At 41.7% G+C, this 25,191-nt stretch carries 26 protein-coding genes; 22 read left to right on the top strand and 4 right to left on the bottom strand.

Translation table 11 applies throughout. The features are described from left to right. Positions 1–3 precede the first annotated feature (3 nt). Together rbsA and rbsD are read right to left on the bottom strand one after the other, a co-directional pair. Positions 4–1,509: a ribose ABC transporter ATP-binding protein RbsA gene (gene rbsA / locus D3222_RS16845; RefSeq protein ID WP_118987185.1), complete on the bottom strand. Its 1,506-nt coding sequence runs from the start codon at positions 1,507–1,509 to the stop codon at positions 4–6. A gap of 7 nt (positions 1,510–1,516) precedes the next feature. Beyond that, a complete protein-coding gene (gene rbsD, locus D3222_RS16840; RefSeq protein WP_118987184.1) occupies positions 1,517–1,936 on the bottom strand; it encodes a D-ribose pyranase in 420 nt (139 codons plus the stop codon). Between the two features lie 266 nt (positions 1,937–2,202). On the opposite strand from rbsD, the gene ravA reads away from it, so the two are divergent. Next, on the top strand, positions 2,203–3,705 hold the full coding sequence (gene ravA / locus D3222_RS16835) for an ATPase RavA (RefSeq protein ID WP_118987183.1): 1,503 nt from the start codon (positions 2,203–2,205) through the stop codon (positions 3,703–3,705). 3 nt (positions 3,706–3,708) lie between these two features. After that, positions 3,709–5,166, top strand: coding sequence for an ATPase RavA stimulator ViaA (gene viaA, locus D3222_RS16830; protein ID WP_118987182.1), 1,458 nt, complete (start codon positions 3,709–3,711; stop codon positions 5,164–5,166). A gap of 6 nt (positions 5,167–5,172) precedes the next feature. Here the strand turns inward: viaA and asnA are convergent, their stop codons facing one another. Further along, positions 5,173–6,165: an aspartate--ammonia ligase gene (asnA, locus tag D3222_RS16825; protein WP_118987181.1), complete on the bottom strand. Its 993-nt coding sequence runs from the start codon at positions 6,163–6,165 to the stop codon at positions 5,173–5,175. A 165-nt stretch (positions 6,166–6,330) separates the two neighbouring features. Here asnA and asnC point away from each other — a divergent pair, with 165 nt between their 5' ends. From asnC to D3222_RS16730, 19 genes are all read left to right on the top strand, one after another. Then, positions 6,331–6,792, top strand: coding sequence for a transcriptional regulator AsnC (gene asnC, locus D3222_RS16820; RefSeq protein WP_118987180.1), 462 nt, complete (start codon positions 6,331–6,333; stop codon positions 6,790–6,792). 91 nt (positions 6,793–6,883) lie between these two features. After that, a complete protein-coding gene (mioC, locus tag D3222_RS16815; protein WP_118987179.1) occupies positions 6,884–7,324 on the top strand; it encodes an FMN-binding protein MioC in 441 nt (146 codons plus the stop codon). A gap of 380 nt (positions 7,325–7,704) precedes the next feature. After that, on the top strand, positions 7,705–9,594 hold the full coding sequence (mnmG, locus tag D3222_RS16810; protein WP_118987178.1) for a tRNA uridine-5-carboxymethylaminomethyl(34) synthesis enzyme MnmG: 1,890 nt from the start codon (positions 7,705–7,707) through the stop codon (positions 9,592–9,594). Positions 9,595–9,607: 13 nt separating this feature from the next. After that, positions 9,608–10,228, top strand: coding sequence for a 16S rRNA (guanine(527)-N(7))-methyltransferase RsmG (rsmG, locus tag D3222_RS16805; protein WP_118987177.1), 621 nt, complete (start codon positions 9,608–9,610; stop codon positions 10,226–10,228). A 609-nt stretch (positions 10,229–10,837) separates the two neighbouring features. Beyond that, positions 10,838–11,215 (top strand): F0F1 ATP synthase subunit I, encoded by a 378-nt coding sequence (gene atpI / locus D3222_RS16800; protein WP_118987194.1) that lies wholly within the window; start codon positions 10,838–10,840, stop codon positions 11,213–11,215. Between the two features lie 30 nt (positions 11,216–11,245). Next, the gene (gene atpB / locus D3222_RS16795; protein ID WP_118987176.1) at positions 11,246–12,070 is read left to right on the top strand and encodes a F0F1 ATP synthase subunit A; all 825 of its coding nucleotides are present in this window, start codon (positions 11,246–11,248) and stop codon (positions 12,068–12,070) included. Positions 12,071–12,118: 48 nt separating this feature from the next. Then, complete coding sequence (atpE, locus tag D3222_RS16790; protein WP_000429386.1) at positions 12,119–12,358, top strand: F0F1 ATP synthase subunit C; 240 nt, start codon at positions 12,119–12,121, stop codon at positions 12,356–12,358. Between the two features lie 58 nt (positions 12,359–12,416). Continuing rightward, positions 12,417–12,887: a F0F1 ATP synthase subunit B gene (gene atpF, locus D3222_RS16785; protein WP_021325028.1), complete on the top strand. Its 471-nt coding sequence runs from the start codon at positions 12,417–12,419 to the stop codon at positions 12,885–12,887. 12 nt (positions 12,888–12,899) lie between these two features. Further along, on the top strand, positions 12,900–13,433 hold the full coding sequence (atpH, locus tag D3222_RS16780; protein ID WP_118987175.1) for a F0F1 ATP synthase subunit delta: 534 nt from the start codon (positions 12,900–12,902) through the stop codon (positions 13,431–13,433). Positions 13,434–13,447: 14 nt separating this feature from the next. Continuing rightward, positions 13,448–14,989: a F0F1 ATP synthase subunit alpha gene (gene atpA / locus D3222_RS16775; protein WP_021325026.1), complete on the top strand. Its 1,542-nt coding sequence runs from the start codon at positions 13,448–13,450 to the stop codon at positions 14,987–14,989. Between the two features lie 58 nt (positions 14,990–15,047). Then, positions 15,048–15,911, top strand: coding sequence for a F0F1 ATP synthase subunit gamma (gene atpG, locus D3222_RS16770; RefSeq protein WP_118987174.1), 864 nt, complete (start codon positions 15,048–15,050; stop codon positions 15,909–15,911). 34 nt (positions 15,912–15,945) lie between these two features. Next, complete coding sequence (gene atpD, locus D3222_RS16765; protein ID WP_021325025.1) at positions 15,946–17,328, top strand: F0F1 ATP synthase subunit beta; 1,383 nt, start codon at positions 15,946–15,948, stop codon at positions 17,326–17,328. A 21-nt stretch (positions 17,329–17,349) separates the two neighbouring features. Further along, the gene (locus tag D3222_RS16760; RefSeq protein WP_011144452.1) at positions 17,350–17,772 is read left to right on the top strand and encodes a F0F1 ATP synthase subunit epsilon; all 423 of its coding nucleotides are present in this window, start codon (positions 17,350–17,352) and stop codon (positions 17,770–17,772) included. Between the two features lie 128 nt (positions 17,773–17,900). After that, positions 17,901–19,271, top strand: coding sequence for a bifunctional UDP-N-acetylglucosamine diphosphorylase/glucosamine-1-phosphate N-acetyltransferase GlmU (gene glmU / locus D3222_RS16755; RefSeq protein WP_118987173.1), 1,371 nt, complete (start codon positions 17,901–17,903; stop codon positions 19,269–19,271). A gap of 107 nt (positions 19,272–19,378) precedes the next feature. Beyond that, complete coding sequence (glmS, locus tag D3222_RS16750) at positions 19,379–21,208, top strand: glutamine--fructose-6-phosphate transaminase (isomerizing) (RefSeq protein ID WP_118987172.1); 1,830 nt, start codon at positions 19,379–19,381, stop codon at positions 21,206–21,208. A 151-nt stretch (positions 21,209–21,359) separates the two neighbouring features. Beyond that, positions 21,360–21,614 (top strand): type B 50S ribosomal protein L31, encoded by a 255-nt coding sequence (locus tag D3222_RS16745; protein ID WP_118987171.1) that lies wholly within the window; start codon positions 21,360–21,362, stop codon positions 21,612–21,614. 17 nt (positions 21,615–21,631) lie between these two features. Then, positions 21,632–21,772, top strand: a complete 141-nt coding sequence (ykgO, locus tag D3222_RS16740; protein WP_118987170.1) for a type B 50S ribosomal protein L36 — start codon at positions 21,632–21,634, stop codon at positions 21,770–21,772. A 396-nt stretch (positions 21,773–22,168) separates the two neighbouring features. Next, positions 22,169–23,239, top strand: coding sequence for a phage tail protein (locus tag D3222_RS26120; RefSeq protein ID WP_232832557.1), 1,071 nt, complete (start codon positions 22,169–22,171; stop codon positions 23,237–23,239). Continuing rightward, positions 23,239–23,871 (top strand): tail fiber assembly protein, encoded by a 633-nt coding sequence (locus D3222_RS16730; RefSeq protein WP_198672840.1) that lies wholly within the window; start codon positions 23,239–23,241, stop codon positions 23,869–23,871. Before D3222_RS26120 ends, D3222_RS16730 begins: the two co-directional genes overlap by 1 nt. Before the next feature lie 135 nt (positions 23,872–24,006). Here the strand turns inward: D3222_RS16730 and D3222_RS16725 are convergent, their stop codons facing one another. Beyond that, positions 24,007–24,471, bottom strand: coding sequence for a phage tail protein (locus D3222_RS16725; RefSeq protein WP_118987169.1), 465 nt, complete (start codon positions 24,469–24,471; stop codon positions 24,007–24,009). A 61-nt stretch (positions 24,472–24,532) separates the two neighbouring features. On the opposite strand from D3222_RS16725, the gene D3222_RS16720 reads away from it, so the two are divergent. Next, entirely contained in the window at positions 24,533–25,105 is a 573-nt protein-coding gene (locus D3222_RS16720) for a recombinase family protein (protein WP_118987168.1), read from the top strand. Positions 25,106–25,191: the final 86 nt, after the last annotated feature.

The raw sequence follows: 25,191 nt of genomic DNA, 5'->3' as shown, positions 1-25,191 counted from the left end.
GAATTACTCCGGAATCGCTCCATATTGCTTGCCAACAGCCGCCGCCATCAAAATTTCTTGAGTTGCCTGTTCAGCAAAAAATTCTCCGCTGATATAACCTTCATACATGACCAAAATACGATCACTCATTCCTATCACTTCCGGCATTTCAGAAGAAACAAGGATGATACTCAAACCCTCTTTTTTGAACTGATTAATGAGTTGATAAATTTCTTTTTTTGCACCGACATCGACTCCCCGAGTTGGCTCATCCAAGATAAGAATTTTTGGTCTGGTCATTAATCCACGAGCAATTGCCACTTTTTGCTGATTACCTCCAGAAAGCAGACTAATAGTCTGTTCCATTGAAGGTGTTTTGATATTAAATAACTTGATAAAGTCATTGACTGCCTGCTGCTCTTTTTTATGGTTCAGGCTACCTGATTTATTACTAAAATAACGTAAAGCGGTAAGAGACATATTCTCTTTAACCGACATATCCAAAACTAATCCATCACACTTCCGATCTTCTGAAATATAAACAATCCCACAAGCTAACCCATCCTGAGAACGACGGGTTACAACAGGCGCCCCATCCAGAGTGATTTGTCCTTGAGTTTTTGGCAACGCACCATAAATAATTTTCACTAATTCAGTGCGGCCAGCCCCCATCAACCCCGATATACCCAAAATTTCTCCGCTATAAAGGGAAAAGCTAACATTTGTCACACCGGGACCAGAAATTTGCTTAACTTCAAGCCGCTTCTTACCACGAGGCAAATTTAGGCGAGGATATTGCTCTTCCAGTTTTCGCCCAACCATCATTTCAATCAGCGTCTCTTCTTTTAACTGCTTTACCGGCTTTTCACCAATAAATTGTCCATCACGGAATACCGTAACATCATCGCAAATTTCAAAAATTTCTTTCAGACGATGAGAGATATAAACAATACCGCATCCCTGCAATGTCAGTTCACGTATTACGTTAAACAATGATTCAGTTTCTGTATCAGTCAGTGCATCAGTGGGTTCATCCATAATGATAACTTTGGATTCAAAACTCAGCACCTTAGCAATCTCAATCATTTGCTGATCACCGATAGAAAGTTCAGCTACCCGCCAGTGACTGCTGTAACTTAAATTCAATTTTTTCAAAAGGCGATCGGCTTCCTGGTACATTTTTTTCCAATCAATGGCACCAAATTTATTAACGAATTCACGCCCCAGGAAAATATTTTCTGCAATAGTCAGTTGAGGAATAAGATTTAATTCTTGATGGATAATCCCAATACCCGCATCCTGAGAGGATTTAGGACCAGAAAAAATCACTTCTTTTCCCAAATAATGAATTGTGCCTGTATCTTTGGTATATATTCCGGTCAACACTTTCATCATCGTGGATTTACCTGCACCATTCTCCCCTACCAATGCCATGACTTTACCCGGATAAACACGTAGTGCCGCGCCAGATAATGCTTTAACACCAGGAAAAGATTTACTAATTCCTTTTAGTTCCAGTGCAGGTCGCATAACCACCTCAGAAAGTCACACCAGCACAAAGGATGATATTGGCATAAGGAGAATTCTCTCCAGTACGAATCATCGCTTGGCTATATTCCGTTTTCTCTTTCAATATATTATGACTGATATATTCCACAATAATTGAATTCCCTTGTTGTTCCTCTAGTTCCTTAATCTGAGATAATATTAATTGATGTATCAAAGGATTATAGATAATGATCTCCTCTGCTAAAAATGCAGCTTCAACCTGCATTTCCTGAGTCACGACATTAAGAACGGATATAAAACTAGGGATCCCCTGGGTTAGCGCTAAATCAATCCGCTGGGCCGAAGAAGGAATTGGTAACCCAATGTCACCAATTGTAATCTGGTCAGTATGCCCCAGCCGAGAAATTACGGCTGAAATTTCAGAATTAAGTAATACACCTTTTTTCATTTTTTTATTCCATTAGCGAAACGTTTCGCTATTAAAGTAATATATAAAGTAACATTTAAAATGCAACATTAATAATACAAAAGTGTGATCGTTATCGATAACGTTTCGACAATAAAAAAACCAAAAACAAACGTTAACTTATTGAATATTTGACGCTGAATCGATTTTTAAGGTAAATATAGTCTTCATCAATAAATGATGATTAAAATCTATGAAGAAGAGTGATTAGATTTTATTTATCCCAACAGATAATATTGGTATGAATTATGCAACAATTAGTGGAAAAAATAGCTTGTTTAAGTAATTATCTGGAAAGTGGTCTGTATGAAAGACAACAGACGATTCGTTTATGCCTGCTAGCCGCACTGTGCGGGGAAAGCGTTTTCCTGCTGGGTCCCCCAGGGATCGCGAAAAGTCTGATAGCCCGCCGATTAAAATTTACGTTTCGTGATGCCAGAGCATTTGAGTATCTGATGACCCGTTTCTCCACTCCCGAAGAAATTTTTGGTCCTCTTTCTATTCAGGCATTGAAAGAAGAAGGACGTTATCAACGACTGACCACTGGCTATTTACCTGAAACTGAAATTGTCTTTCTCGATGAAATATGGAAAGCCGGCCCGGCAATTCTCAATACCTTGCTGACTGCAATTAACGAAAGAAAATTCAGGAATGGGGATACAGAAGAGAAAATTCCGATGCGATTACTGATAACAGCATCTAATGAATTACCTGAAACAGATAGCAGCCTTGAGGCTCTTTATGACCGAATGCTAATCCGTATTTGGTTGGATAAAATTCAAGAAAAACAGAACTTCCGGGCATTACTTACTAACCAAAAAGATGAAAATGATAACCCTGTCCCAGAAAATATTCAGATAACAAGTGAAGAGTTTCATCAATGGCAACAAGAGATTAATAAAATAGTCCTACCAGAGAATTGTTTTGATATTATCTATCATCTACGTCAGCAACTTGATGCAACAGAACATTCACCTTACGTTTCAGATCGGCGCTGGAAGAAAGCAATTCATTTATTACAAGCTAGTGCTTTCTTCAATGGCAGAAGAGAAATATCGCCACTTGATTTAATATTGTTGAAAGATTGTCTGTGGTATGATCTTCACTCTTTCAAATTATTACCTCAATATCTGAATACTCTCATGATCGAACAAGCCTATCAGCAAAGAGTATCATCTCAGCAAATTGATTCACTTTATCACCAATGGATTCAAGCTCGTCAGGATAAAAATAATCAGCAGGCGTTGTACCTGGAAAAACAAACAGGTTTGTTTGGACGCAAAATACAATATTCGCTACCCGATCACATCAATGAAGAAAAATTGACTTTGTTCCTGCATACATTTCTTCATATCCATGATATTCAGGTTAATTTTATTGAAGTGGAAAAAAAGATGCTAAATACCTGGATAAATAAAGGTGGAAGTTTACCAGCCCGCCTGAACGGTATCGGTTTTCCACAAGATATAGCAGCCGAAATTAATTCAGCACATCAACCAGAGATTTTTGATATTAGCCGTCGTTCCTCTACTTTATATTTACCGAATAGTCAATATCAACAAAACGAAAAAAACAGCGAGTGGTTGGAAAAACTGGAAAAAATTAACCAAGAGATTCACCATCAACGCCAATTATTTAGTCAGCATCAGCCATGTCTATTCATTGAAAACCATTGGTTTGCTGCCATAGAACAAAGCTTTATCCAACTGACGGATAAAATCAACCAGTTGAAAATAAAAATGGGCAGCTAACAAATGATTAGCCTAACCACTCTTGATCTTTTATTGTCAGTAAACGAAGGAGAGCTGATAGAAGAGATCATATTAACTCTTCTGGCTTCACCTCAGTTAGCTATCTTTTTTGAAAAATATCCTCGTTTAAAACGTGCGCTACTGAAAGACATTCCCGGTTGGAAACAAGATTTACAACAAAGAATTAAAGAAGCGCTAATTCCTGCCCCCCTGGCAGAAGAATTTCAGTTATATCAACAATTACTGTCTACCAACACCGATAATTTTTATTTTAAACTTCCCGATATTCTGGAAATACTGAACCAAATTAAATCCCCTTTTATTGAAGAAGCACAGAAATTGGTAACCAGCACTACCGAGCATTCAAATACATTACAAATCCTGTTTATCCAACGATGGCGGCTCAGCTTGATCCTGCAAACTACAACTTTCCACAAGAAATTACTGGAACAAGAAAAAGAGCAATTACTGGCAGAATTGCAACAACGGCTAACACTAAGCGGTAATCTTGATCCTGTTTTCAGTGAAAATGACAGGGCGGCGGGACGGTTATGGGATATGAGTAAAAGTCAGTTAAACCATTCCCGAAATGATGAACAGTTATTGATTCGCTACAGTGAATTTCTTCACCAACAACCAGAACTGGAAAAACTGGCTCAATTACTTGGTCGCAGCCAAGCTGCAAAATCAAAACCACAGGAAAGCCATCTTCTCGAACCCTGTACTACCATTGAACGGACACCTGATACCGTTCCTGAGCAGGTAAATGGCATAGGGCAAAGTGATGATATTTTACGCCTGTTACCAACAGAACTGGCAATATTAGGAATTGAAGATCTGGAATATGAATTTTATCGCAGATTGGTGGAAAAGCGCTTATTGGCCTATCGCTTACAAGGCGATAGCTGGCAACAGAAAACAACATTACGACCAGTCACTCATTATAATAAGGAGGAAAAGCCAAGAGGGCCATTTATTGTCTGTGTGGATACTTCCGGCTCTATGGGAGGATTCAATGAAAAATGTGCCAAAGCTTTTTGTCTGGCACTGTTACGCATTGCACTAGCAGATGATCGTAACTGTCACATCATGTTATTTGCTACAGAAATTGTGCACTATGAACTATCTTCACCAGATGGTCTGGAGCAAGCTATTCGTTTTCTCAGCCAGACTTTTAGAGGAGGAACAGATTTAGCTTTTTGTCTGGCAAGCACAATAGAAAAAATGAAAGAGCAATGTTGGAAAGATGCTGATGCTGTTGTTATTTCAGATTTCATTGTCCAGCGTTTACCGGACCCACTAATCCATCAGATAAAAAATCTGCAACAGCATCAGCAACACCGCTTCCATGCGGTCTCCATGTCCCAATATGGTAAGCCCGGTATTATGCGGATATTCGATCATATCTGGCGTTTTGATACCGGACTTAAAAGCCGTTTACTGCGAAAATGGCGTCACTGAATTGAATCAGAGCATGCCTTCTACAGTTTCGCGTACTTCAGGTGACCATATGCTGCATTGAACCTGACCGATATGTTTCATTTGCAGCAGTAACATCACCAAACGGGATTGACCAATACCTCCGCCAATCGACTGTGGCATATCGCCTTTAAGTAACGCCTGATGCCAATCATATTGCAAGCGCCCTTCATCACCGGTCAGCCCTAATTGGCGCTCCAGCGCTTCTGCATCAACACGGATACCCATGGAAGAGATCTCAAAAGCGTCCTCTAAAACAGGGTTCCAGACAATAATGTCGCCGTTCAAACCAGCAAAACCATCACTGTTTGACGTCGTCCAGTCGTCATAATCCGGTGCTCGAACATCATGTGCTTGACCATCAGATAATTTCGCACCAATACCAATGAGGAAAACAGCACCCAGTTCTTTAGCAATAGCACGTTCACGACCTTTTGCATCCAGATCCGGATAACGGCTCAGAAGCGTTTCACTGTGAACAAAATGAATTTGATCTGGCAGGAACGGTGCCAGACCAAACTCTTTGCTGACAACTTTTTCTGTTTCTTTTATTGCTTCGTAAATTTTGCCTACTGTCTGTTTTAGATAAGCAAGTGAGCGTTGCCCATCTTCCATCACTTTTTCCCAATCCCATTGATCAACATAAACAGAGTGGATTGGTGTTAAGCGATCCTCGTCCGGACGCAATGCTTTCATGTGAGTGTAAAGCCCTTGCTCCGGCTGAAAATCAAAACGGCCCAGTGTCTTACGTTTCCATTTAGCCAGTGAATGCACTACTTCGAAAGTTGAATCCGGTAACGTTTTCACTTTTACCTGAACAGCCTTTTCATGGCCGGACAAGTTATCCTGAATACCATCACCCAAACAACTTAGGATTGGCCCTTGTACTTCAATCAGACCCAACTTGCTTTCCAGCAAGCGGGAAAAGAAGGATTTCACGAAACTAATTTGTTGCTGCTTCTCAATAAATGACTTTTTCATAATATTATTCTCAAATTTTTAGGTAGCCCTGATGTCCTGTTGCAAACATTAAGCAATAGAATGAGGTATAAATTCAATATACTTTAATAAAAATAGTCTTTATGCTTTATAAAATTCATTTTTAATATAGAAAAAATGAAAATTTGATAAAAAATGGAGCTGAAAATGGCAGAAATTTATCAGATCGATAATCTGGACCGTGACATACTTCACGCTTTAATGGACAACGCACGTACACCTTATGCCGAACTGGCAAAGAAATTTGCTGTCAGCCCAGGAACCATTCATGTTCGTGTAGAAAAAATGAAGCAAGCAGGGATCATCACCGGTACCAGAGTAGATATCAGTACTAAACAACTGGGTTATGATGTTTGTTGCTTTATTGGCATTATTCTTAAAAGCGCTAAAGATTACCCATCAGCCCTAAAAAAATTAAGTGACCTGAATGAAGTCGTTGAGGTCTACTACACAACAGGTCACTACAGCATCTTTACTAAAGTTATGTGCCGCTCAATTGAATCTCTTCAAGATGTACTTATCAACAAAATCCAGACTATCGATGAGATCCAATCAACAGAAACCCTGATCTCCTTGCAAAACCCGATTATGCGAACAATCAAGCCATAAGATAAAATTTGTTATAACCATATTATCCACAGGTAGATCCCAACAGATTCACAGCGTACAATAGCGGCTCTTGAAATCTGTTGGGATCACTATGGCCACTATTACCTTAATCAGCGGCAGCACGATGGGCAGTGCTGAATACGTAGCTGAACATATGGCTGAAATTCTGGAAGATGCTGGTTTTTCCACCGAAATGCGGCATGGCCCCTCTCTTGATGAACTTCCTCAGGAAGGGATCTGGTTGGTAGTCACATCCACACATGGGGCTGGGGAATTACCAGAAAATATACAACCACTGGCAGAAGAAATTTCTGAACAAAAACCTGATCTCAGCAAAGTAGCATTTGGTGCTGTTGGTATTGGCAGTTCTGAATACGATACTTTCTGTGGGGCGATAAGATCGCTTGATCAACTATTGGTGGAGAATGGAGCCAAACGCCTCGGCGATCGTCTGGAAATTGATATCCAACAACATCAGATCCCCGAAGATCCCGCAGAAGAATGGGTTAAAATTTGGGCAAAGTCACTCTAGTTTGAACAAAAAAACAGCGAACGATTGTGGATAACTCATATAAAAAGCAGGGGTTAACCCGTAGTTATCTATAGTATAACTATCAGTCCATGATCACATTGTGAATAACTTGCTGTTTAGATCCCAGTTTATACAGGCCAGGATCACGGATCATTCACAGTAAATGATCCTTTACAATGTTATGATCTTTATAAGTAAAAATAACTTATCCACAAAAGATCATGATCCTAATAAAAGATCTAATAAAGAGATCTTTAAATAAAAAAGATCTTCTTTTAATTAGCGGCGATCTTACCTACTTGGTCTATCGCCAAAACTTGAGTAGAATTCTCTTCCCTTAATGCAACACTAAGCATTCTTATAACTGAAGGTTCATCACCATGTTTTATCCAGAGCAATTTGACGTCATCATTATCGGTGGTGGTCATGCCGGTACTGAAGCTGCCATGGCAGCTGCTCGTATGGGCCGTCAAACCTTATTACTGACTCACAATATTGATACTTTGGGCCAAATGTCGTGTAACCCAGCCATCGGTGGGATCGGTAAAGGACATCTGGTTAAAGAAATTGATGCTCTGGGTGGTTTAATGGCTAAAGCCACTGATCAAGCTGGTATTCAATTTAGGACCTTAAATGCCAGTAAAGGGCCCGCTGTTCGCGCAACACGTGCTCAAGCTGACAGAGTTCTTTACCGTCAAGCCATACGAACAGCATTAGAAAATCAACCTAACTTAATGATTTTCCAACAACCTGTAGAAGATCTCATTGTTGAAAACGATACTGTCACTGGTGCAATAACTCGTATGGGACTTAAATTCAGGGCCAAAGCCGTTGTTCTGACAGTAGGTACATTCCTTGACGGTAAAATCCACATCGGTCTGGAAAATTACAGTGGAGGGAGGGCTGGTGATCCTCCTGCGATCTCATTAGCACAGCGTTTACGTGATTTACCTTTACGTGTAAACAGATTAAAAACAGGTACGCCACCACGTATTGATGCCAGAACTATTGATTTTAGTCAGCTAACACAACAACTGGGTGATAATCCAACACCTGTATTCTCTTTTCTTGGAAATACGGGACAACATCCACAACAGATGCCATGCTACATCACTCATACCAATGAAAAAACACACAATGTGATCCGCAATAATTTAGATCGCAGCCCAATGTATGCAGGGATCATTGAAGGGATCGGCCCACGTTACTGCCCTTCGATCGAAGACAAAGTCATGCGTTTTGCGGATCGCAATGCTCATCAGATCTTTCTTGAACCAGAAGGATTGACCAGTAATGAAATTTACCCAAATGGTATTTCTACCAGCTTGCCATTTGATGTACAAATGCAAATTGTTCATTCCATGAAAGGGATGGAAAATGCCCGCATTATTCGCCCTGGTTATGCAATAGAATATGACTTCTTTGATCCAAGAGATCTGAAACAGACACTGGAAAGTAAATTTATTCATGGCTTATTCTTTGCCGGGCAAATCAATGGTACGACTGGTTATGAAGAAGCTGCCGCTCAAGGGCTTTTAGCCGGGCTTAACGCAGCCCGTTACGCTTCAGAAGAGGAGGGATGGTTCCCTCGTCGTGATCAAGCTTATATTGGTGTTCTGGTTGATGATTTGTGTACTCTGGGCACTAAAGAACCATACCGTATGTTTACTTCCCGCGCTGAATATCGCCTGATGTTACGTGAAGATAATGCTGACCTTCGTCTGACAGAGAAGGGCCACGAATTAGGATTGGTGGATGATTACCGTTGGGAACATTACTGCCGTAAGGTGGAGATGATCGAACAAGAACGTCAGCGTTTGCGTAATATTTGGATTCATCCTCATTCAAATAATCTTGGTGACATCAACGACATATTAAAAATGCCATTATCGAAAGAAGCTAATGGTGAAGATCTATTGCGTCGCCCTGAAATAAATTATGAAATCCTAACCTCATTACCACTGTTTTCACCTGGTCTTAAAGAACCACAAGCAGCTGATCAGGTTGAAATTCAGGTCAAATATGAAGGGTATATTGCCCGTCAACAAGAAGAAATTGAAAAACAATTGCGTAATGAAAATACGTCATTACCGATTGATCTCGATTACCGTCAAGTTAGTGGTCTTTCTAATGAAGTTGTCGCTAAACTTAATGATCACAAGCCAAACTCAATTGGTCAGGCTTCACGTATTTCAGGGGTAACACCTGCTGCAATTTCGATTTTACTTGTATGGCTGAAAAAACAGGGCTTACTGCGCCGTAGTGCCTGAGAGGATTTTTATTGTGCTTAATAAACTGGAATTTCTGCTGACTAAAGCAGGAATAGAGCTTTCACAACAGCAAAAACAGCAGCTTACGGCCTATGTTGATATGCTCAACAAATGGAATCAAGCTTATAATCTCACGTCTGTCCGTGAGCCAGAACAAATGCTGGTACGTCATATTATGGATAGCATTGTTGTCAGCCCTTATCTACAGGGTCATCGTTTTATAGACGTAGGCACAGGTCCAGGGTTGCCAGGGATCCCATTAGCTATTGTTCGTCCAGATTCTCATTTCACATTGTTGGATAGTTTAGGTAAAAGAGTCAGATTCTTGCGCCAGGTTCAGCATGAACTTGGTTTGGATAATATAGAACCAGTGCAAAGCCGGGTTGAAACATACTCTTCTGAGCTGCTTTTTGATGGCGTTATAAGCCGTGCTTTTGCCTCATTACAGGATATGGTCTCTTGGTGTTGCCATTTGCCTGAGTCTGTTCATGGACGATTCTATGCGCTTAAAGGCGTGTTTCCTGAGGAAGAATTTACCATGTTACCTTCCGGAATTGTTGTTGATTCGGTTATTCAGTTAGATGTTCCTGAACTGGAAGGGCAACGCCATCTGGTTATCCTTAAATCAAACTAAGTTTGTTATTTGTCAATAAAGTTATAAATAATTAGTGATGTTGAGCACAATTATACTGTGGTCAACATCGTCAATTATGATTTGTCTCGTTTCAGCTTTAATTTACCGCGTGATTACATAAAAATAACGTTATCTTGATATTAAGATAGTTGGGACTTTAAAAATCAGATAAAGCGTTTTTTCATCAGATTTGCTTTTTTAAAGCAGCTAAAAATTAGCTTGGTAATTTAAGTCAATAATATAATAACCTTATCCTATAAATTTAAATTAACTTATTGATTTAAATGTTAATATTTTTTATTTTCATTCTCTGAGAATGTTAAATATAACTAACAAATGAAAATTTTATGTGATTTAAATCACATTTAAGTTTGAGAGCATGAAATTATTAGAGAGAGAAAATCAGCACAATAATTAGCTTACAATCTGGCGCCAGAGTAAAAAATTTAAATAATTGTTCACCTTTTCGCTACTTATGGATTGAATTCATTTTGGCTGCCCGTATAATTTGCACGTTTTTGTCACTTGACACACTTAAGCAAAGGCAGTTTTATACAACATTTAGCAAAACCTGATATGCAAGGCGTGCAAGGGGAGAAAACAAAAGTCATGTCTGTATCCCTTTACAGCGGTAGAATTGCACTGAAACTGCTTTTTTTGCAGTTAATGACTTTTGTTGTTCTCAGTGTGGCTTTTTGTACCAAAAGTATAGAATGGGGCGCTTCTGCTTTTGTTGGTGGATTAGCATGTTGGTTACCTCATGCCATTTTTATGCTGTTTGCCAGTTTTCAGAAAGTAAAAGAAGAGGGTGTTCCTGTACGTGTGGCGTGGTCTTTCGCTGTTGGCGAAGGGTTGAAGGTTATTATTGCAATAGCTGTACTGGTTGTTGCTTTAGGCGTGTTTAAAGCGGCGTTTGCACCACTGGGTTTGACTTATTTAGCGGTGCTGGTTGTGCAGATCATCGCACCAGCTGTGATAAACAGTTAGGTTTTCAACAACAAAAGGGTAAGAGGCATCATGTCTGCATCAGGAGAAGTTTCAACTGCAAGGGACTACATAGGCCACCACCTGAATAACCTTCAGTTGGACCTGCGTACCTTTGAGTTGGTCGATCCCAACTCTGGTGGTTCTGCAACGTTCTGGACGTTGAACATTGACTCGCTTTTTTTCTCAGTCGTATTAGGGATTTTATTTCTGTGTGTATTCAGAAAGGTTGCGGTTAATGCCACCAGTGGCGTACCTGGCAAGCTTCAGACTGCTATAGAATTAATCATGGGTTTTGTTGATAACAGTGTCCGTGATATGTATCACGGCAAGAGCAAAGTTATTGCCCCTTTGGCACTGACCGTGTTCGTCTGGGTGTTATTAATGAACGTGATGGACTTATTGCCAATCGATTTTCTCCCTTATATCGGTGAACATGTCTTCGGCTTACCTGCTCTGCGTGTTGTACCAACAGCAGATGTCAGTATTACCTTGTCGATGGCTATTGGTGTCTTTGTCCTCATCCTCTACTACAGCATTAAGATGAAAGGAGTTGGTGGTTTTACAAAAGAGCTGACTTTACAGCCTTTTAATCATCCATTGTTTATTCCGGTTAACTTAATTCTGGAAGGGGTTAGCCTGCTTTCAAAACCGGTATCACTCGGTCTGCGACTGTTTGGTAACATGTATGCAGGTGAATTGATCTTTATTCTTATAGCTGGTCTGTTACCGTGGTGGTCGCAGTGGATGCTCAGCCTGCCTTGGGCTATCTTCCACATACTGATTATTACGTTACAAGCCTTTATTTTCATGGTTCTGACGATTGTTTATCTGTCGATGGCATCTGAAGAACATTAATTTTTACCACAATAACTGTGTTTTAACTGAAACAAACTGGAGATTGTCATGGAAAACCTGAATATGGATCTGCTGTACATGGCTGCCGCTGTAATGATGGGTCTGGCGGCAATCGGTGCTGCGATCGGTATCGGCATCCTCGGAGGTAAATTTTTGGAAGGCGCTGCTCGTCAGCCGGATTTAATCCCTCTGCTGCGTACACAGTTCTTTATCGTTATGGGTCTGGTTGACGCCATCCCGATGATTGCTGTGGGCCTTGGCTTGTACGTAATGTTTGCTGTCGCGTAGTTTGCAGAAAAAATCTGAAACTACGTCAACTCATTAATTTTAAAAGAGGTATTGTGCTGTGAATCTTAATGCAACAATCCTCGGCCAGGCCATTGCGTTTGTCCTGTTTGTTATGTTCTGTATGAAGTTTGTATGGCCACCAATCATGGCGGCCATTGAAAAGCGTCAAAAAGAAATTGCTGACGGTTTATCTTCTGCGGAACGCGCCAAAAAGGACCTGGACTTAGCGCAAGCCAATGCGACCGACCAAATGAAGAAAGCGAAAGCGGAAGCTCAGGTCATCATCGAACAGGCTAATAAACAAAAAGCCCAGATCCTTGATGATGCAAAAGCGGAAGCTGAGCAGGAACGTAACAGAATCGTAGCGCAAGCTCAGGCAGAAATTGATGCCGAACGTAAGCGTGCTCGGGAAGAGTTGCGTAAGCAGGTCGCTATGTTGGCTATCATAGGTGCCGAGAAAATCATCGAACGTTCCGTGGATGAAGCTGCTAACAGCGACATCGTTGATAAACTGGTCGCTGAACTGTAAGGAGGGAGGGGCATGTCTGAATTTGCTACTGTAGCTCGCCCCTACGCCAAAGCAGCTTTTGACTTTGCTGTGGAAAAACAATCGCTAGAACAATGGCAGAATATGCTGGTGTTCACAGCTGAAGTGACTCGTAATGAGCAAGTTGGTGAGCTGCTTTCCGGTTCATTGGCATCGGAAACATTAGCCAATGCCTTTATCGCAATTTGCGGTGAACAGGTTGATGAACATGCTCAGAACTTTATTCGTGTTATGGCAGAAAACGGCCGCTTATTGGCGTTACCTGAAGTTTTGCAGCAATTTATTCAATTGCGTGCGTTACTTGAATCAACTGTTGATGTTGAAGTGATTTCTGCTGCCGAACTGAGTGAACAACAGCTGGTTAAAATTTCTGCGGCGATGGAAAAACGTCTGTCACGCAAAGTTAAGCTGAATTGCAAAATTGATAAGTCTGTTATTGCTGGTGTGGTAGTCCGCGCAGGTGATTTAGTGATCGATGGCAGTATTCGTGGCCGTTTAGATCGCTTAACAGACGTCTTGCAGTCTTAAGGGGACTGGAGCATATGCAACTGAATTCCACCGAAATCAGCGAACTGATCAAGCAGCGCATTGCTCAGTTCAATGTAGTGAGTGAAGCTCACAATGAAGGTACGATTGTATCCGTTAATGACGGTATCATTCGTATTCACGGTTTAGCCGAAGTTATGCAGGGTGAGATGATCGCACTGCCTGGCAATCGTTATGCAATCGCATTGAACCTGGAGCGCGACTCCGTAGGTGCGGTTGTGATGGGCCCGTATGCTGACTTAGCAGAAGGCATGAAGGTCAAATGTACTGGCCGTATTCTTGAAGTTCCTGTTGGTCGTGGTCTGCTTGGTCGTGTGGTAAACACGCTGGGTGAGCCAATTGATGGCAAAGGTCCTGTTGAGCATGATGGTTTCTCTGCTGTTGAAATGATTGCTCCGGGCGTTATCGACCGTCAATCCGTTGATCAGCCGGTACAGACTGGTTATAAATCTGTTGACGCCATGATCCCTATCGGTCGTGGTCAACGTGAACTGATTATCGGTGACCGTCAGACGGGTAAAACAGCACTGGCTATTGACGCAATCATTAACCAGCGTGACTCAGGTATTAAATGTGTTTATGTCGCAGTTGGTCAGAAAGCTTCTACTATTGCGAACGTTGTTCGTAAATTAGAAGAGCATGGTGCTCTTGCCAATACTATTGTTGTTGTTGCGACAGCTTCAGAATCTGCTGCATTACAATACCTGGCACCATATTCTGGTTGTGCAATGGGCGAATATTTCCGCGATCGCGGTGAAGACGCGTTGATTGTTTACGATGATTTGTCTAAGCAGGCTGTTGCTTATCGTCAAATTTCCCTGTTGTTGCGTCGTCCGCCAGGGCGTGAAGCATTCCCTGGTGACGTTTTCTATCTGCATTCCCGTTTGCTGGAGCGTGCTGCGCGTGTTAACGCTGAATATGTAGAAAAATTCACTAATGGTGAAGTGAAAGGTAAAACGGGTTCTCTGACCGCTCTGCCTATCATTGAAACTCAGGCAGGTGATGTATCAGCATTCGTACCAACGAACGTTATTTCAATTACTGATGGTCAGATCTTCCTGGAATCCAGTCTGTTCAACGCGGGTATTCGTCCGGCAGTTAACCCTGGGATCTCTGTATCCCGCGTCGGTGGTGCTGCTCAGACTAAGATCGTGAAGAAATTGTCTGGTGGTATCCGTACTGCTTTAGCTCAGTACCGCGAACTGGCAGCGTTTTCTCAGTTTGCTTCTGACCTTGATGATGCAACCCGTAAGCAGTTGGATCATGGTCAAAAAGTCACTGAGTTGCTGAAACAGAAACAGTATGCACCAATGTCTGTTGCACAGCAGTCACTGTCTCTGTTTTCTGCGGAGCGTGGTTATCTGGAAGATATCGAAATTGCTAAAGTTATTGATTTCGAGTCTGCGCTGCTTGCGTATGCCAGCCGTGAACATGCTGATCTTCTGAAAGAGATTGACCAGTCTGGTGGTTACAATGATGAGATCGAAGCAAAGCTAAACGCTCTGCTTAATTCCTTCAAAGCAACTCAGTCCTGGTAACACTATTCGGCCCGGTTTAATTAAACATGGGCCGTCTGGTTAATGAGGAGAATCAGGAATGGCCGGCGCAAAAGAGATACGTACCAAGATCGCCAGCGTGCAAAACACGCAAAAAATCACTAAAGCGATGGAGATGGTTGCTGCGTCCAAAATGCGTAAAACGCAGGATCGCATGGCGGCCAGCCGTCCTTATGCAGAAACCATACGCAGCGTGATTGGTCACCTTGCGTTAGGTAATCTGGAATATAAACACCCATACCTTGAAGAACGTGCAACCAAACGTGTCGGGTATCTGGTTGTTTCTACCGATCGTGGCTTGTGCGGTGGTTTGAACACTAATCTGTTCAAAAAACTGTTGTTAGACATGAAAGACTGGTCTGATAAAGGTGTCCAGTGTGATCTGGCACTTATCGGCTCTAAGGCGACCTCTTTCTTTGCTTCTGTTGGGGGCAATGTTGTTGCTCAGGTAACAGGCATGGGAGATAACCCTTCACTGTCCGAATTAATCGGGCCGGTTAATATCATGTTGCGAGCATACGATGAAGGACGTCTGGATAAATTGTATGTGGTGACAAATAAGTTCATCAATACAATGTCTCAGGAACCTACTATTACTCAGTTGTTGCCTCTGCCTGCCGGAGATGATGAGACACTGAAGAAGAAATCCTGGGACTATTTATACGAACCTGATCCTAAGGCGTTGCTGGATATACTGCTGCGTCGTTATGTCGAATCGCAGGTTTATCAGGGCGTCGTTGAAAACCTGGCTAGTGAACAGGCCGCACGAATGGTGGCGATGAAAGCCGCGACTGATAATGGTGGCAGCCTGATCAAAGAGCTGCAGTTGGTTTATAACAAAGCTCGTCAGGCCAGCATAACTCAGGAGCTGACCGAGATTGTCTCGGGTGCTTCCGCGGTTTAACAGCTAGGTTTACGAATTACGTAGAGGATTCAAGATGGCTACTGGAAAGATTATCCAGGTAATCGGCGCCGTGGTGGACGTCGAATTCCCTCAAGATACCGTACCAAAAGTATACGATGCACTTGAGGTTCAAAACGGCGAAGCTAAATTGGTGCTGGAAGTACAGCAGCAGTTGGGCGGCGGCGTTGTTCGTTGTATTGCAATGGGTACTTCTGATGGCTTAAGCCGTGGTTTAAGCGTTACTGATTTAGGTCACCCAATCGAAGTTCCCGTTGGTAAAGCGACACTTGGCCGTATCATGAACGTGTTGGGTGAACCAATCGACATGAAAGGTGATATCGGCGAAGAAGAGCGTTGGGCAATTCACCGCTCGGCTCCAAGCTATGAAGAGTTATCTAACTCTCAAGAGCTGCTGGAAACCGGTATCAAAGTAATGGACCTGATTTGCCCATTCGCTAAGGGTGGTAAAGTGGGTCTGTTCGGTGGTGCGGGTGTAGGTAAAACCGTAAACATGATGGAGCTGATCCGTAACATCGCGATTGAGCACTCAGGTTACTCTGTATTTGCCGGTGTAGGTGAACGTACCCGTGAAGGTAACGATTTCTACCACGAAATGACCGACTCTAACGTACTGGATAAAGTATCTCTGGTATATGGTCAGATGAATGAGCCACCAGGAAACCGTCTGCGAGTTGCGCTGACTGGCTTGACAATGGCTGAGAAGTTCCGGGATGAAGGCCGTGACGTTCTGTTGTTCGTTGATAACATTTATCGTTATACCCTGGCAGGTACCGAAGTATCTGCATTGCTGGGTCGTATGCCATCAGCGGTAGGTTATCAGCCAACTCTGGCGGAAGAAATGGGTGTTCTGCAAGAACGTATTACTTCCACCAAAACCGGTTCTATCACTTCTGTACAGGCTGTTTACGTACCTGCGGATGACTTGACTGACCCATCTCCAGCGACAACTTTCGCCCACTTGGACGCAACCGTAGTACTGAGTCGTCAGATTGCCTCTCTGGGTATTTACCCTGCGGTGGATCCGTTGGATTCTACTAGCCGTCAGCTCGATCCATTGGTTGTTGGTCAGGAGCACTATAACGTTGCCCGTGGTGTTCAGTCTATCCTGCAACGTTATCAAGAACTGAAAGATATTATCGCTATTCTGGGTATGGATGAACTGTCAGAAGACGATAAGCTGGTGGTTGCGCGTGCTCGTAAGATCCAGCGCTTCCTGTCTCAGCCATTCTTCGTTGCAGAAGTCTTTACTGGTTCACCAGGTAAGTTCGTTTCCCTGAAAGATACTATCCGTGGCTTTAAAGGTATTTTAGACGGCGACTATGACCACCTGCCAGAACAAGCGTTCTATATGGTTGGTACCATCGAAGAAGCTGTGGAAAAAGCGAAGAAACTTTAATACGGCTGACCGGAGGTTGACATGGCTGCAATGACTTACCATCTGAATGTTGTCAGTGCTGAGAGCCGGATGTTTGAAGGTTTGGTACAGAAAATTCAGGTGACAGGTAGTGAAGGTGAGCTGGGTATTTACCCAGGACACGCACCACTACTGACTGCCATAAAACCTGGCATGGTACGTATTGTTAAGCAGTTCGGTGAAGAAGAGGTGATTTACCTTTCTGGTGGTATCCTTGAGGTACAACCGAGCGGCGTTATCGTACTGGCTGACACTGCGATCCGTGGTAAAGATTTGGATGAAGCTAAGGCGTTGGAATCTAAACGTAAAGCTGAAGAACACATCCGTAATTCTCACGGTGATGTTGACTATGCTCAGGCATCAGCTGAATTGTCTAAAGCGATTGCAAAACTTCGTGTAATCGAGTTGACAAAAAAGGCGATGTAATACAGGCAGTTAAAGGAAAAAGCCAGTTGGTGAAAGCTAACTGGCTTTTTTGTATTGCGAAATATGTAGTAATTTATCTCGCAAACAGGTTTACTTTTTTCTCTTAAATTGGAGTTATCAGGTTTCTTATGTCTAACAGTGCAAAAAGTGTTGTGATCCTTGCCGCGGGTAAAGGAACCCGCATGTATTCTGATCTCCCTAAAGTACTGCACCTGCTGGCCGGTAAACCTATGGTTCAGTATGTTATTGATACTGCAATAGCGTTGGATGCTAAAAATGTTCATCTGGTTTATGGGCATGGTGGTGATCTGATGAAGCATGCCTTATCTGATCAAAAGTTGAATTGGGTATTGCAGTCAGAGCAGTTAGGGACTGGACATGCAATGCAACAGGCTGCACCCTATTTTACTGATGATGAAGATATTCTGATACTGTATGGCGATGTGCCTCTGATTGGAGCAGATACCCTTGAACGTCTGCTGGTGGTTAAACCTGAAGGTGGTATTGGTTTACTGACAGCAATTCTGGATAATCCAACGGGTTATGGTCGCATTGTTCGTGAGAACGGAGAAGTAACCGGAATCATTGAGCAAAAAGACGCGACTGAAGATCAACGAAAAATCAATGAAATCAACACAGGTATTTTGGTCGCTAATGGTGGTGATTTAAAACGTTGGTTGTCCCAATTAAATAACAACAATGCTCAAGGTGAATATTACCTTACGGATGTGATTGCTCTGGCTTATAAAGAAGGCCGGAAAATTGAAGCAGTACATCCAAGCCGCTTGAGTGAAATGGAAGGTGTGAATAATCGTCTCCAGCTTTCCGCTCTTGAGCGTATTTATCAATCTGAACAAGCAGCAAAATTATTACTGGCGGGCGTTATGCTGTTGGATCCTGCCCGTTTTGATTTACGCGGTACACTGACTCATGGGCGTGATGTGGTTATTGATACCAATGTAATTATAGAAGGTAATGTAACCCTTGGTAATAACGTGCAAATTGGCACAGGTTGCATATTAAAGAATTGTATTATCGGCGATGATTCTATTCTTAGTCCATATACCGTTGTTGAAGGTTCTGAAATGGAAACTGGCTGTACTGTTGGACCTTTTGCCCGTTTGCGTCCTGGCTCTAAACTCGCTGAAAAAGCCCATGTAGGGAATTTCGTTGAGATGAAGAAATCTTATCTGGGTAAAGGTTCTAAAGCTGGACATTTGACTTATCTTGGCGATGCTGAGATTGGACGTAATGTAAATATTGGTGCAGGTACTATTACCTGTAACTATGATGGTGTTAATAAATTCAAAACCGTTATTGGCGATGATGTTTTTGTTGGTTCTGATACTCAGCTTGTTGCGCCAGTGACTGTTGCCAAAGGAGCAACAATTGGTGCGGGGACAACAGTGACAAAAAATATCGCTGAAAATGAATTGGTAGTAAGCAGAATTAAGCAAACCCATATTCAGGGTTGGAAACGCCCAGTAAAGAAAAAATAAAATAATAATCCCCACTCTACAGGCTCGGGGACCGGCAAAGCCGGAAAACAATCAGGTTCGTGACATATAAAGGGCTTTCATCGGCCCTGTTTTTAGGAATAAAACTGATGTGTGGAATTGTTGGTGCAGTAGCACAACGAGATATTGCTGAAATCCTGATTGAAGGGCTTCGTCGTTTGGAATACCGTGGTTACGACTCCGCTGGGCTGGCGGTTGTTGATAACGAAAATAATATGCTTCGCCTGCGTGAAGTGGGTAAGGTGCAAATACTTGCTGATGAGGTTGACAAGCACCCGGTCCTTGGTGGAACAGGTATTGCTCACACCCGTTGGGCTACACACGGTGAACCAAACGAGAAAAATGCTCACCCGCATATATCTGATTATATTGCTGTTGTTCACAACGGCATTATTGAAAATTACGAAGAATTGCGGACTCAGTTAATTGAGCGCGGTTATCAGTTTACATCAGATACTGATACAGAAGTTATTGCCCACCTTGTTCATTGGGAGCAAAAACAGAGTGGTACCTTGCTGGAGGCTGTCCAGCGTGTAATTCCCCAGTTTCGTGGTGCGTATGGTGCAGTTATCATGGATAGCCGTGATCCTGGGACAATAATCGCTGCAAGATCGGGTAGTCCTCTGGTTATTGGTTTAGGCGTTGGGGAAAACTTCCTTGCATCTGATCAATTGGCTCTGCTGCCTGTTACCCGTCGTTTTATCTTTCTTGAAGAAGGTGATATTGCGGAAGTCACTCGCCGTACTGTGCATATTTTTAATACTCAGGGCGAACCGGTTGAACGGGAGCAGATCGAGTCCAATATTCAGTATGATGCTGGTGACAAAGGTGTTTACCGTCACTATATGCAAAAAGAGATCTATGAACAGCCAATGGCAATCAAAAGTACTCTGGAAGGGCGCTTAAGCCATGGGCAGGTAGATTTGTCTGAACTTGGTCCTAATGCAGCTGAATTGTTATCTGAAGTTGAACATATTCAGATTGTTGCCTGTGGTACATCCTATAACGCTGGTATGGTTTCCCGTTACTGGTTTGAAGCATTGGCGGGTATTCCTTGTGATGTGGAAATTGCTTCTGAATTCCGTTACCGCAAATCGGCACGTCGTCCGGGAAGCTTATTAATTACATTGTCTCAATCAGGTGAAACCGCAGATACACTGGCAGCACTGCGTTTATCCAAAGAGCTTGGATACCTCACATCGTTGACGGTTTGTAACGTAGCAGGCTCTTCCTTGGTGCGTGAATCTGATTTTGTTTTGATGACCAAGGCTGGTGCAGAAATTGGCGTTGCTTCAACTAAAGCGTTCACAACCCAGCTGACAGTATTGCTAATGCTGGTGGCTTATCTTGGGCGTTTAAAAGGTGTTAATACTGAACAGGAGCAAGAAATTGTTCATGCATTACATGCACTGCCAAGCCGTATTGAAAGCATGTTATCGAAAGATAAAATTATTGAAGCGCTGGCGGAAGATTTTTCTGACAAACACCATGCTTTATTCCTTGGCCGTGGTGATCAATATCCGATTGCGGTTGAAGGCGCTCTAAAATTAAAAGAGATTTCTTATATCCATGCTGAGGCTTATGCTGCCGGTGAATTAAAACATGGCCCACTGGCACTGATTGATGCAGATATGCCGGTTATCATTGTAGCTCCGAACAATGAACTGCTGGAAAAATTGAAATCCAATATTGAGGAAGTACGTGCTCGTGGCGGATTGCTATATGTGTTTGCTGATCAGGATGCTGGTTTTAATGACAGCGAAGGAATGAAGATTATTTCGTTGCCGCATGTTGAAGAGCTGATTGCACCAATATTTTATACTGTGCCACTTCAACTGCTCTCCTATCATGTTGCTCTGATTAAAGGAACTGATGTTGATCAGCCTCGTAACCTGGCTAAGTCAGTGACTGTAGAATAATCGCTTTATAATAAGAAGTTAAAATAAGCCCCTGTACATTAAAAATACAGGGGCTTTTTGTGTTTAATTGAGAGAGTTTCTCATTATTTCCTTGATGATAAAAACAAATCGCGATATTGTAATGTTATATTATTACATTTATGGCGAAGTTATGAAACCAGATATCCATCCAAACTACCGGGTAGTTGTATTTCACGATACTAGTGCTAATGCCTATTTTACAGTTGGCTCCACTATTCGTACTGAGCGGACAATTACCTTGAATGGAGAAGAGTATCCGTATGTGACTGTTGATGTGTCATCGGAATCACATCCTTTCTATAGAGGTAAGCAGAAAACTTTATCTCAAGAAGGTAGTACAGCACGATTCCAGAAAAAATTTGGGCGTTTTATTGGCAATAAATAAATTGAGGGATCGTAAAAATGCAGGTGTTAAGTTCACTTAAAACGGCGAAAACCCGTCACCCTGATTGCAAAATCGTATGCCGTCGTGGCCGGCTATATGTTATCTGTAAATCCAATCCACGTTTTAAGGCAGTTCAGGGAAAGAAAAAGAAACGCTGATGCTCAATTGCTAATGGTAGAACTTGCAGCTTATAACTGCGAGTTTTACTGTCCATATTTAATTTTACTTCTGATTGTTTTGAAAATAACTGACCTAAACTTTGTTTGGGAATGGAGTTGGCATAATTAAATTTACGATAAATAAAATTTATATTTTATGTGGAACCTCATAATTGCTTGTTATATAGTATAAAATTAAGCCTTCAATTGGTTGTTTTTTGCGACAAATTTATCCTCCAAAATAGTTCATAATTTACTCTTATCAACACATTTTTTCATAAACCACAGTTCTGGTCATTTGTTGACACCCGGATATAGCCAATCTTTGCCATGTGTGATCCTGCTTAATACCAATAAGAGACTATTTTTATGGGAGTCATCATGTATTGAGTTATTTTGAAAAACCTTGGTTTGATAGAAACGGTGAATTTGGCTAAAGATGCAGTTCCTAAGGACTCAATTGAACCATTTACGTCAGGCAATCACAATATTAAAACAGGTGGAAATTATTCCAATTTGTCACTAACAAAGGGAGATGGCCGATATATTTTCATAGAAACTACTTCTCATGAAGAAGGCTCTTTTTGTGCAATAGGATATCGTGAGTCTGACTCCTCAAATATAAATGTTGTTCACCTCCCTCGAAAGAGCGGCTATGCTGCAATAGCTAATGAGCATTATTCTAAAGTAGAGTCTGACCGTCGATTTATTCAGTTAAATACGGATACAAAAACATCAGGTTATATATTAGCTAAAGCTGCAAACTATTATAATGATCCTAATTCACGTCATTTGGGCCGCTCGGGATTTTTAAGGCCTAATGGAATTGATAATCTAGGGGCATTAGCAATTCATATAGCTCATCCTGGCGTTGATAGTTCGCAGCACGCTCGCGGGCTTTCTTTCGGGTATGGGGGTTATTCAGAAGCATTTAGCATTTCTACTTACGCTTTCGATGAAAATGGTAACTTCAGGGGGAAACGTAAGATATTAACAGAGGATGATATTCTTGTTGGTATTCCGCTACCGTGGTCTAAGCCAACCGCACCAGTAGGTTATCTTATCTGTAGTGGTCAGCAGTTTGACAAATTTGTGTACCCTAAATTAGGGGAAGCATATCCCTCTGGCACACTCCCTGATTTACGTGGTGAATTTATCCGAGGTTGGGATAATGGGAGAAGTATTGATTCAGGAAGGGAGATATTATCCCATCAGAATTCAACAAAGTTACCTAATCTTTACACCCATGCTGCTTCTGCAAATATAGGAGTATTGGTATCTCCTCCTATTAATCGTTTTTCAAGTAATTATCCATCAGAAATTATGGCTAGTGATTTTGAGGAAACAGAATTCGGGAGCGGAAAATATTTTTCGACTCAATTAAATCCTAGTGGTTCAGTTTCATTATCTACATTTAGAGTACGTCCCCGTAATATCGCATTTAACTACATAGTGAGAGCAGCATAATGACAACACAGAAACAAAAATATTCCCTAGAACCAGAAACCGCAATATTGGGAAATAACGAATTAGCAATCAAGGCTGGTTGGTTGACAATCTACCATGCAGCGCCTTATTCCAGAGAATTTATTGACGCCAGACCAGAATATCTAATGGAAGGAGTGGGACTTCCTGCCAATTCTTATCCAGATGCACCAAAACTTCCAGATTCTGATGATATGGCTGTTTACCGCAGCAAAGATAAAAGTTGTTGGCAAATTGTACCTGATTACCGAGGAAAAATAGTTTATAACACACAAACCCTAGCACAATATGAGATTACTGAGTTAGGTGAACTACCAGAATCTCTGACATTCAAACAACCTGTCACTGATTTTGATAAATGGGATGGAAAACAGTGGGTAACTGACAAATATGCTATAAAGGATAGCCAGATTAAACAGGCAGAGCAGCAGCGGGTAGTACTATTACGACAAGCGAATGAAACAGTTACATTGTTACAACATGCTGTAGATATTGAGTTGGCTTCAGAAAAAGAAAAGCTATTGTTGTTAGATTGGAAAAAGTATTTAGTATTACTGAGTAGGATTGACATTTCATCAGCGCCAGATATTAACTGGCCTGAAAAACCAGAATAAAATAATAACGGCCTGTTTTTCAGGCCGTAGATTTAATACTTACAAACTGACTTGTAGGTATTTATCGTTTCTGAAACTATTTTTTGCATTGAATTTATTGACATATTTTTCTTAGATTATTAATTAATATTGTCATTATGCTGCTCTCACTATGTAATTAAATGTAATGTTACGAGGGCGATTTTCATTCGCAGTTGGCACTACCTTGGATACATCAAAATTAACAATCGTAGCACCACCTGGGTTCCCTGATACTGATTGCTCCAACACAGGAGCACCGAACTGGAATACTCCTTCAGCAGTTTTAGAAAAATTATCTGTAGTAAACCTCCCTGTGATATTTCTAATTGCATCAATTTGAGTGCTTAGTATCTGACGTCCAATGTCAACACCACGCCCGTCATCCCAACCACGGATAAACTCACCGCGTAAATCGGGTAAATTACCGCCAGGATAGACCTTCGCTAATTCCGGAAATAGTGACTTATCAAAGGCTGCACCGTTACATTGCACCCACCCTTCCGGCGGAGTGGTCGTCGGCCAAGGAAGTGGTACACCTACCGGAATTAATTTTTCCAATAAACCAAGGTTTTTCAAAATWASTCAATMCRTGATRAYTYCYATAAAAATAGTCTCTTATTGGTATTAACAAGGATCACACATGGCAAAGATTGGCTATATCCGGGTGTCAACAAATGACCAAAACAGTGATTTACAGAGAAATGCGTTGATAAGTATAAATTGTGAGCAGATTTTTGAGGATAAAATCAGTGGAAAAACAGCCAATAGACCGGGTTTAAAAAGGGCTTTAAAACAACTTAAAAAAGGCGATACTTTAGTCGTTTGGAAATTGGATCGACTAGGGCGTAGCGTAAAAAATATGGTCACTTTGATTTCTGACTTAAGTGAACGTGGTGTTCATTTCCAGAGCCTGACTGACAGTATTGATACCAGCACTTCTATGGGGCGATTTTTCTTTCACGTTATGAGTGCATTGGCTGAAATGGAACGGGAATTAATCGTTGAAAGAACAAATGCAGGATTAATAGCCGCTCGTGCCCAGGGGAGAGTTGGTGGTAGACCAGTATCACTTTCATTTGTTGAACAACAACAAGCTGCGAGATTACTGGCGAAAGGCCATACACGGAAACAGTTATCATTAATTTACAACACATCGTTATCCACAATATATAAATATTTTCCAGTAAATAAAACAGATTGTCGATCAACTTAGTATTTTCAGTGCGGCTAGTTAAATGTTTAATTTTGTACTGTGTAATACCCAAGGCTAATGGAAAACGTTGACACTGCTTTACAAAA

Origin of the sequence: Photorhabdus sp. CRCIA-P01 (assembly GCF_003545805.1) — a bacterium.
Taxonomy (GTDB): Bacteria; Pseudomonadota; Gammaproteobacteria; order Enterobacterales; family Enterobacteriaceae; genus Photorhabdus; species Photorhabdus antumapuensis.
Note: the sequence above shows the minus strand (reverse complement) of the source record. Positions and strands in the feature narration are given on the sequence as shown.

Excerpts from the sequence above, each read along its gene's own strand:
- rbsA (WP_118987185.1), bottom strand. The coding sequence starts at position 1,509 with ATGCGACCTGCACTGGAACTAAAAGGAATTAGTAAATCTTTTCCTGGT.
- rbsD (WP_118987184.1), bottom strand. The coding sequence starts at position 1,936 with ATGAAAAAAGGTGTATTACTTAATTCTGAAATTTCAGCCGTAATTTCT.
- ravA (WP_118987183.1), top strand. The coding sequence starts at position 2,203 with ATGCAACAATTAGTGGAAAAAATAGCTTGTTTAAGTAATTATCTGGAA.
- viaA (WP_118987182.1), top strand. The coding sequence starts at position 3,709 with ATGATTAGCCTAACCACTCTTGATCTTTTATTGTCAGTAAACGAAGGA.
- asnA (WP_118987181.1), bottom strand. The coding sequence starts at position 6,165 with ATGAAAAAGTCATTTATTGAGAAGCAGCAACAAATTAGTTTCGTGAAA.
- asnC (WP_118987180.1), top strand. The coding sequence starts at position 6,331 with ATGGCAGAAATTTATCAGATCGATAATCTGGACCGTGACATACTTCAC.
- mioC (WP_118987179.1), top strand. The coding sequence starts at position 6,884 with ATGGCCACTATTACCTTAATCAGCGGCAGCACGATGGGCAGTGCTGAA.
- mnmG (WP_118987178.1), top strand. The coding sequence starts at position 7,705 with ATGTTTTATCCAGAGCAATTTGACGTCATCATTATCGGTGGTGGTCAT.
- atpI (WP_118987194.1), top strand. The coding sequence starts at position 10,838 with ATGTCTGTATCCCTTTACAGCGGTAGAATTGCACTGAAACTGCTTTTT.
- atpB (WP_118987176.1), top strand. The coding sequence starts at position 11,246 with ATGTCTGCATCAGGAGAAGTTTCAACTGCAAGGGACTACATAGGCCAC.
- atpE (WP_000429386.1), top strand. The coding sequence starts at position 12,119 with ATGGAAAACCTGAATATGGATCTGCTGTACATGGCTGCCGCTGTAATG.
- atpH (WP_118987175.1), top strand. The coding sequence starts at position 12,900 with ATGTCTGAATTTGCTACTGTAGCTCGCCCCTACGCCAAAGCAGCTTTT.
- atpA (WP_021325026.1), top strand. The coding sequence starts at position 13,448 with ATGCAACTGAATTCCACCGAAATCAGCGAACTGATCAAGCAGCGCATT.
- atpG (WP_118987174.1), top strand. The coding sequence starts at position 15,048 with ATGGCCGGCGCAAAAGAGATACGTACCAAGATCGCCAGCGTGCAAAAC.
- atpD (WP_021325025.1), top strand. The coding sequence starts at position 15,946 with ATGGCTACTGGAAAGATTATCCAGGTAATCGGCGCCGTGGTGGACGTC.
- D3222_RS16760 (WP_011144452.1), top strand. The coding sequence starts at position 17,350 with ATGGCTGCAATGACTTACCATCTGAATGTTGTCAGTGCTGAGAGCCGG.
- glmU (WP_118987173.1), top strand. The coding sequence starts at position 17,901 with ATGTCTAACAGTGCAAAAAGTGTTGTGATCCTTGCCGCGGGTAAAGGA.
- glmS (WP_118987172.1), top strand. The coding sequence starts at position 19,379 with ATGTGTGGAATTGTTGGTGCAGTAGCACAACGAGATATTGCTGAAATC.
- D3222_RS16745 (WP_118987171.1), top strand. The coding sequence starts at position 21,360 with ATGAAACCAGATATCCATCCAAACTACCGGGTAGTTGTATTTCACGAT.
- ykgO (WP_118987170.1), top strand. The coding sequence starts at position 21,632 with ATGCAGGTGTTAAGTTCACTTAAAACGGCGAAAACCCGTCACCCTGAT.
- D3222_RS16730 (WP_198672840.1), top strand. The coding sequence starts at position 23,239 with ATGACAACACAGAAACAAAAATATTCCCTAGAACCAGAAACCGCAATA.
- D3222_RS16720 (WP_118987168.1), top strand. The coding sequence starts at position 24,533 with ATGGCAAAGATTGGCTATATCCGGGTGTCAACAAATGACCAAAACAGT.